Origin of the sequence: Lacinutrix sp., assembly GCF_037625555.1 — a bacterium.
Lineage (GTDB): Bacteria > Bacteroidota > Bacteroidia > Flavobacteriales > Flavobacteriaceae > Lacinutrix.
This window is the reverse complement of record NZ_JASJHV010000064.1, coordinates 1-5,037: the sequence shown is the minus strand read 5'-3', so window position 1 is coordinate 5,037 and position 5,037 is coordinate 1. Positions and strand designations below refer to the sequence as shown.

4 protein-coding genes are annotated in these 5,037 nt (G+C 30.7%); 3 read left to right on the top strand and 1 reads right to left on the bottom strand.

Annotated elements, in window-relative coordinates; genetic code table 11:
- Positions 1 to 165 precede the first annotated feature (165 nt).
- Complete coding sequence (locus QNK89_RS05080; RefSeq protein WP_340169911.1) at positions 166 to 1,404, bottom strand: NAD(P)/FAD-dependent oxidoreductase; 1,239 nt, start codon at positions 1,402 to 1,404, stop codon at positions 166 to 168.
- 105 nt (positions 1,405 to 1,509) lie between these two features.
- Here QNK89_RS05080 and QNK89_RS05075 point away from each other — a divergent pair, with 105 nt between their 5' ends.
- From QNK89_RS05075 to fabG, 3 genes are all read left to right on the top strand, one after another.
- Positions 1,510 to 3,045 carry an aromatic amino acid ammonia-lyase gene (locus tag QNK89_RS05075; RefSeq protein WP_340169909.1) on the top strand — a complete coding sequence of 512 codons (1,536 nt, stop codon included), beginning with the start codon at positions 1,510 to 1,512 and terminating at the stop codon, positions 3,043 to 3,045.
- An 82-nt stretch (positions 3,046 to 3,127) separates the two neighbouring features.
- Positions 3,128 to 4,192, top strand: coding sequence for a WG repeat-containing protein (locus QNK89_RS05070; RefSeq protein ID WP_340169907.1), 1,065 nt, complete (start codon positions 3,128 to 3,130; stop codon positions 4,190 to 4,192).
- Between the two features lie 18 nt (positions 4,193 to 4,210).
- On the top strand, positions 4,211 to 4,966 hold the full coding sequence (fabG, locus tag QNK89_RS05065) for a 3-oxoacyl-ACP reductase FabG (protein WP_340169905.1): 756 nt from the start codon (positions 4,211 to 4,213) through the stop codon (positions 4,964 to 4,966).
- Positions 4,967 to 5,037 lie beyond the last annotated feature (71 nt).

Sequence of the window (5,037 nt, the reverse complement as noted above, 5' to 3'; positions counted from 1 at the left end):
AAAAAATACTTTTCTAAAACCCAAATATTGATAGCAATTATAGTTCTTCTAATAATTAACTTATTTATTATATTTTAATTCATTAAAAACTATTCTGACTTTATAAAAGAAACACTAATTAAATTCTACAAGTGTGAACTTAAAACTTGTTAAATTTGTCAGTCTTTATTGTGATTTTTCTAAATTAATAATGTAGGCTAAATTTTGAACAATTTTGTTGTGTTTTTTTACAAATGGATTGGATTCATCCCAAACATATCCAGCGAGTACAGCACATATTTGCTTTTTAATTTCCATGTTCTGTGGTCTGTGAAAAAATAAGGTTTGTAAATTCCCTGTATACCATTCTTTAACGTAAGTAGAAAAAACATTAACCCCTTTTTTGATATAATTAGAGTAGTCTTCTTCCCAGTTTACAGTTTCATTATTTAGTTCTTTGGTTATTAGTTTTGCTGCTAATATTCCTGATTCTGTGGCAAAAGTTACACCAGAAGAAAAGACTGGATCCAAAAACTCTGCACTATTTCCTGTTAAAGCAAAGCCTTTGCCATAAAGCTGTTTTACCGACTTTGAGAAATTTTTTACACTTACTGGTTCAAATGTATAATCTAAGTCTTTAAAACGTTCATAATAATAAGTTGAAAGCTTCATCATCTCAGTTAATCTTTTTGTGGAATTTCCTTTAAAAGATTCCATATACTCTGTCGCGCCAACATAACCAATACTTGTTATTCCATTAGAGAAAGGAATTACCCATAACCAAGTATCTTTATTTATCACATCAAAAGTAATAATTGTGCCTTCTTTTCCTTTCGGTCGTTTAATGTCTTTTACATGGGTAAAAATTGAAGAATGCTCAGGTATAGCTGATGGAGCATCCAGATCTAATAATCTTGGTAAAACACGACCAAAACCACTAGAATCAATAATGAATTTAGCTTCAATAGTCTTGGTTTTTTGTTCTTTATTCTTTATTGTTGTTAATGAAGTTCCATCTTCACTAAAAACCACATCAACTACTTCTTCTTCAAAAGCTATATCTACACCGTTTTTTATGAGTTCATCGGTAAGTGTTTTGTCAAAATCGGCCCTAGGAACTTGCCAAGTCCAATCCCATCCTTTCGTGTGTTTTTCACTGAAATCGAAATTACAAACTACATCTTCTTTTAAAAAACGAGCTCCATTTTTAATTTCAAATTTTTGTTTTTTTAAACACTCTAAAAGACCTACTTCATCAAAATGATCCATGCACCTTGGAAGTAAGCTTTCTCCTATAGCAAATCGCGGGAATTTGTTTTTTTCTACAACCTTAATTTTTAATCCATTCTTATGTAAATAAGAAGCAGCAACACAACCTGATGGTCCTGCACCAATAATTAAAACATCAATATTTGTATTACTCATTATTTTAATAGTAAAGTTTAATTTATTATTTTAAATTCGTAAACGATAACAGCAAAAATGCTTTGAAAAAAAAAACAATTCAATAAAGATATTGAAAAAATATAGATGGTAAAACTTTTAGGTGAATTAAGGATCGAAGAATTTTATAAAATAATATTCGAATCTCATTCTATTGAAATGGATAGCGCTGTTTTAGAGATAGTTGAGAGGAGTTTTGTTTTTTTAAAAGAATTTTCGAAAAATAAAGTTATTTATGGTGTCAATACCGGTTTTGGTCCGATGGCTCAGTATAAAATTAAAAACTCCGAAAGAATACAATTACAATATAATTTAATAAGAAGCCATGCTTCAGGTACAGGGAATATAATTCCTGATATGTATGTTAAAGCAGCTATGTTAGCTAGACTTAATACATTGTCTTTAGGAAATTCTGGTGTTCACAAATATGTCATCGAACTAATGACAATGCTAATTAATAAAAATATAATTCCTTTAATTCACGAACATGGAGGTGTTGGTGCTAGTGGAGATTTAGTTCAATTGGCACATTTAGCTTTGGTGTTAATTGGTGAAGGTGAAGTGTTTTACAAAGGAGAGCGTAAAGCCACAAAGGATGTTTTTAAAGATGAAGGTTTAGAGCCAATTCCTATTGAATTACGAGAAGGTCTAGCTTTATTAAATGGTACTTCAGTAATGACAGGTATAGGCATCGTAAACACAATCTATACAAGAAGATTATTAGATTGGGTGATTTCTTGTTCTGCCGCAATTAACGAAATTGTAAAAGCTTATGACGATCATTTATCTTATGAGTTAAATCAGTCCAAAAAGCATAAAGGACAACGCAAAATTGCAGAAGCGATGCGTGAGCATTTAAAAGATAGTTCTTTAACAAGAAAAAGAGAGCATCATTTGTACGAGAATAATGATGATAGCGATAATGTTTTGGTATTCGAAGATAAAGTACAAGAGTACTATTCATTGCGTTGTGTGCCACAGATTTTAGGACCTGTTTTAGATACATTAAATGGTGTTGAAAGTATTTTAATTGAAGAAGTAAATTCTGCAAATGACAACCCAATTGTAAATATAGAGAAGCAGCACGTATACCATGGTGGTAATTTCCATGGAGATTATGTTTCATTGGAAATGGATAAACTAAAGATCGTAGTCACAAAAATGAGTATGTTAGCTGAAAGACAATTAAATTATCTTCTAAACCCAAGTCTTAATAATATATTACCTGCCTTTGTTAACCTTGGCAAGATAGGATTAAATTTTGGTATGCAAGGTGTGCAATTTACTGCAACGTCTACAACAGCTGAAAATCAAATGCTTTCAAACCCAATGTATGTTCATAGCATCCCTAATAATAATGACAATCAGGATGTAGTAAGTATGGGTACTAATGCTGCTTTGATTACCAAAAGGGTAATTGAAAATGCATTTGAAGTTGTAGCGATAGAAATGATAACGATTATTCAAGCAATCGAATATCTTAAAGTTCAAAATAAAGTGTCTTCTAAAACAAAAAAGATGTACAATGAAATAAGGCAAATAATTCCTATATTTACAGAAGACGTTGTTATGTATCCATATGTAAACAAGGTAAAAGATTTTATCATAAACAATAAAAACTAGTAATATAATGTTCACTAAATATTTTTTAATTCTCGCTTTGTTTTTAAATATTTTTTCAACTCTAGCCCAAGAACTGGCTTTAGTGAGGGAAAACAACATGTTTGGTTATATAAATACTGTTGGTGAATATGTTATCGAACCACAATTTAAATTAGCAAAGAATTTTTCTGGAAGTTTCGCAGCAGTCCTTCAAGGAGAGAAATGGGGATTTATAAACACTTCTGGAGAATGGGCAATTGAGTCACAATATGATAAAGTTAAAGAATTTAATTCGGGATATGCTCTAGTTTTAAAAGAAGATAAATGGAATTATATAGATGGTTCTAATACCATTTTAAGTACACCAGTTCAAGAAAAATATTACGATTTTAACGCTGATGGTGTTGCATTTTTTAGATTAGAAAAAAAAGTAGGCCTTTTAGGAACAGATGGAAAGTTAATTATTGAACCAACTTATGATGTTATTAAACCTTTTGTGGATGGTTATGCTAGAGTAAGAAATGGTAAAAATTGGGGAATGATTGACAAAAAAGGAAGCGTATTTATCCCAATCGAATACTTAGAAATTGGTGATTATAATAGTGCAGGGGTTTGGGCGAGAAAAGGAGAAACTTTTGGTGTGATTTCAGATGGTGAATTTAATACTATTTTAGGTGCTGATAAGATTTGGGATTTTAATAATACATCTAGCTTGACTTATGCTCGCAGAATTAAAAAAGTTGGGTTTGTTAATAATAAGGGAGAATGGGTTATAGAACCAATTTATAAAAAAGTAAGAGCATTTAGTAATGAGTTAGCTCCAGTTTTTAAAGATAATTTTTGGGGTTATATTAATGAAAAAGGAGAAGAGGTTACTCCTTTTGTTTTTAGGGATGCTGAAATGTTTTCAAAAGACGGACTAGCTCCTGTAAAAGAAATAAAATTATGGGGATTTATTGATGAAACTGGAAAGATTGTTATTCCTGCAGAATATGTAATTACAGCAGGAGGATCGTCAATATTTAGTAAAGATAATTTAAAAGGATTCTATAATGGATTAGCTCGTGTAAAGCTTGGTAAATCATGGGGGTTTATAAATACCAAAGGAGAAGTGTTAGGCGGTAAATGGTTTCAAAATGCAGAACTATTTGTTAACACAAAACTGTAGAATTTGTAAAAAAAATAGATGAAGGAAAGTATAGAAAATAAACCCAAACATGCTTTAGTTACAGGTGGTTCAAGAGGAATAGGTAAAGCCGTCTGTATTCAATTAGCCAAAGATACAGATTATCATGTTTTAATAAATTACAACAGCAATAAATTAGAGGCTTTAAATACCTTAAAAGAAGTAAAAAGCGTTGGAGGTAATGGAGAAATACTTCAATTTAATGTTGTAAATGTAGACGAAGTAAAGAGCGTATTAGATGCTTGGAACGAAAGGAATAAAGATGCTGTTATAGAAGTACTCGTAAATAATGCAGGTATTACAAAAGATGGCTTGTTTATGTGGATGCCTCAAAATGATTGGCAAGATGTTATTAACACATCTCTTAATGGATTTTTTAATGTGACCAATTATTTAATTCAAAAATTACTAGTAAATCGATATGGAAGAATTATTAATATGGTATCGGTTTCTGGATTAAAAGGTACGCCAGGTCAAACTAATTATTCAGCAGCAAAAGGTGCTGTTATAGCTGCTACTAAAGCATTAGCTCAAGAAGTAGCAAAAAGAAATATTACAGTAAACGCTGTAGCTCCTGGTTTTATAAAAACATACATGACAAGTGAACTTGATGAAAAAAAACTAAAGAAAATGATTCCTGTAAATCGATTCGGTACGGCCGAAGAAGTTGCACATGTTGTTTCTTTTCTAGCTTCAAATAAAGCATCTTATATCACTGGTGAGATTATAAATATTAATGGAGGAATTTATTCATAATTTAAATTTGAAGAATGGAAAGAGTAGTGATTACCGGAATGGGAATTTATTCTTGTATTGGTAAAAATTTA